The following is a 2,807-nucleotide window of genomic DNA, read 5'->3' as shown; positions in this document are numbered from 1 at the left end:
TCGCCGGCTGATCGACGAGCGCGACACGCCGGCGCTCGATGCGGGCGTGGTCGGCGCGCTGTCGTCGTGGGTCGACACCCATGCGGCACGCACCGGCCTGCGCACCAGCTTCGTGTGCGCGGCCGACGCACGCCTGACGCAGATCGCCGGCGCGAGCGCGCTCGCGGTATTCCGCGTCGCGCAGGAAGCGTTGTCGAACGTCGCGAAGCACGCGCGCGCGACGTCGGTCGACGTGCGGATCGCCACCGACGGCACGCATCTGTCACTGATTGTCTCCGACGATGGTACCGGTTTCTCCCGGAGCCGCCGCACCGGCTACGGCCTCGCCGGCATGCGCGCCCGTTGCGAGGCATTCGGCGGCCACTTCGAGACGGCCACGCCGGAAACCGGCCACGGCACGCGCGTCACCGCGCGCTTCGCTTGGGGTTCGCTGCTCGCGGTGCCCGTCGCGGCCCGCCGCGCGTCGCTTTCGTGAGGTCGTCATGAGCCTGAACATCCTGCTCGTGGACGATCACGCGATCGTCCGGCAAGGGATCCGCCAGCTGCTGATCGACCGCGGCGTCGCACGCGACGTCACCGAGGCCGAGAACGGCGGCGACGCAATGGCCGCCGTCGACAAGCAGGAATTCGACGTGATCCTGCTCGACATCTCGCTGCCGGACACGAACGGCATCGAAGTGCTCAAGCGCGTCAAGCGCAAGCTGCCGCGCACCCCGGTGCTGATGTTCTCGATGTACCGCGAGGACCAGTACGCGGTACGCGCGCTGAAGGCCGGCGCCGCCGGTTACCTGTCGAAGACGGTCAATGCCGCGCAGATGATCGGCGCGATCCAGCAGGTCGCGGCCGGCCGCAAGTACGTGAGCCCCGCGATGGCCGAGGCGCTCGCCGAATACGTGTCGTTCGAGAACGAGCCGCTGCCGCACGAGAAACTGTCCGACCGCGAATACCAGACGCTCTGCATGCTCGCGTCGGGCAAGCGGCTCACCGACATCGCGAACACGCTGTCGCTGTCCGTGAAGACGGTGAGCGTGTACCGGTCGCGGCTGCTCGAGAAGATGCGGCTGTCGAACAACGCCGAACTCACGTTCTACGTGATGAGCAACCGGCTCGTCGACATGTCGCCCACGGCGGGTGCCTGATCTCCCCGCCCCGATTCAACTGATTCAACCGACTCACCCGATCCCGCGACGCGGCGCACGCCGCGCCGCGGCCCACAGCCGCCCGTCTGGCGCGCAAGCGCTTGTTTTATCGGACGATTTCGCGGCGCGCCGCTGCGCCGCAGCGGGTTTTGTGCGCCAAATCGGCTAAAATTACGGGTTTTCACTCGGCCAGTGCTACCGCGCCCGCGCGCGCTGGCGATTCATCCGCAATGTCTCTCTTCCGCAAGAAAAACGTCGATCGCATGATCGCCGGCGCGCACAGCGCCGGGCTCAAGAAAGCGCTCGGCGCGATCGACCTCACCTTCCTCGGCATCGGCGCGATCATCGGCACCGGCATCTTCGTGCTGACCGGTACCGGCGCCGTGCAGGCCGGCCCCGCGCTGATGCTGTCGTTCGTGATCGCCGCGATCGCGTGCGGCCTCGCCGCGCTGTCGTACGCGGAATTCGCGTCGACGATCCCCGTCGCCGGCTCGATCTACACGTATTCGTACGCCACCCTCGGCGAGCTCGTCGCGTGGATCATCGGCTGGGACCTGATGCTCGAATACGGCCTCGCGTCCTCGGCCGTGTCGGTCGGCTGGTCGGGCTACCTGCAGTCGCTGCTGCAGGGCTTCGGGCTCACGCTGCCCACCGTGCTGACAGCCGCGCCCGGTGCGGTGCCGGGCGTCGTCACGTGGTTCAACCTGCCCGCGTTCCTCGTGATGATCGTGATCACGACGCTGCTGTCGATCGGCATCCGCGAGTCGACCCGCATCAACAACATCATGGTGTTCATCAAGGTGTCGGTCGTGCTGCTCGTGATCGCGGTCGGCGTGTTCCACGTGACGCCCGCGAACTGGAAGCCGTTCATGCCGCACGGCTGGAACGGCGTGTTCGGCGCGGCGGCCGTGATGTTCTTCGCGTTCATCGGCTTCGACGCGGTATCGTCGGCGGCCGAGGAAGTGAAGAACCCGAAACGCGACCTGCCGATCGGCATCATCGCGTCGCTCGCGGTGTGCGCGGTGCTGTACGTGACGGTCGCCGCAGTCGCGACCGGCATCGTGCCGTCGGCCCAGTACGCGAACATCTCGCACCCGATTTCGTACGCGCTGCAGGTTGCCGGCGAGAACTGGGTCGCGGGCTTCATCGATCTCGGCGCCGTGCTCGGCATGCTGACCGTGATCCTCGTGATGAGCTACGGCCAGACGCGCGTGATCTTCGCGATGTCGCGCGACGGGCTGCTGCCGGCGACGCTGTCGCGCGTGCACCCGCGCTACGCGACGCCGTTCCTGACGACCTGGCTCGTCGGCCTGTTCTTCGGGCTGATCGCCGCGCTCGTGCCGCTCAACGTGCTCGCCGAGCTGATCAACATCGGCACGCTCGCCGCGTTCTCGATGGTGTCGATCGCGGTGCTCGTACTGCGCCGCACGCACCCCGATCTGCCGCGCGCGTTCCGCTGCCCCGGCGTGCCCGTGGTGCCGATCCTCGCGGTCGCGTCGTGCCTGTTCCTGATGCTGAACCTGGAGCCCGTCACGTGGGCCGCGTTCGGGGTGTGGCTCGTGATCGGCCTCGTGATCTACTTCCTGTACTCGCGCCACCACTCGAAGCTCGCGCACGGTCACCACGACGCGCACTGAGCGCCGTCGTCGCGCGCGCATGCCGCGCGCG

At 68.1% G+C, this 2,807-nt stretch carries 2 protein-coding genes and 1 pseudogene; all 3 read left to right on the top strand.

The window, feature by feature from the left end; translation table 11 throughout:
* Positions 1-475: pseudogene (rqpS, locus tag JYJ84_RS33230) on the top strand (quorum system sensor histidine kinase RqpS); the annotation flags it as partial.
* 7 nt (positions 476-482) lie between these two features.
* Entirely contained in the window at positions 483-1,139 is a 657-nt protein-coding gene (gene rqpR, locus JYJ84_RS33225) for a response regulator transcription factor RqpR (protein WP_122946482.1), read from the top strand.
* Positions 1,140-1,369: 230 nt separating this feature from the next.
* A complete protein-coding gene (locus JYJ84_RS33220) occupies positions 1,370-2,776 on the top strand; it encodes an amino acid permease (protein ID WP_122946483.1) in 1,407 nt (468 codons plus the stop codon).
* Positions 2,777-2,807: the final 31 nt, after the last annotated feature.

Source organism: Burkholderia sp. LMG 13014 (assembly GCF_905232215.1).
Taxonomy (GTDB): domain Bacteria; phylum Pseudomonadota; class Gammaproteobacteria; order Burkholderiales; family Burkholderiaceae; genus Burkholderia.
Note: the sequence above shows the minus strand (reverse complement) of the source record. Positions and strands in the feature narration are given on the sequence as shown.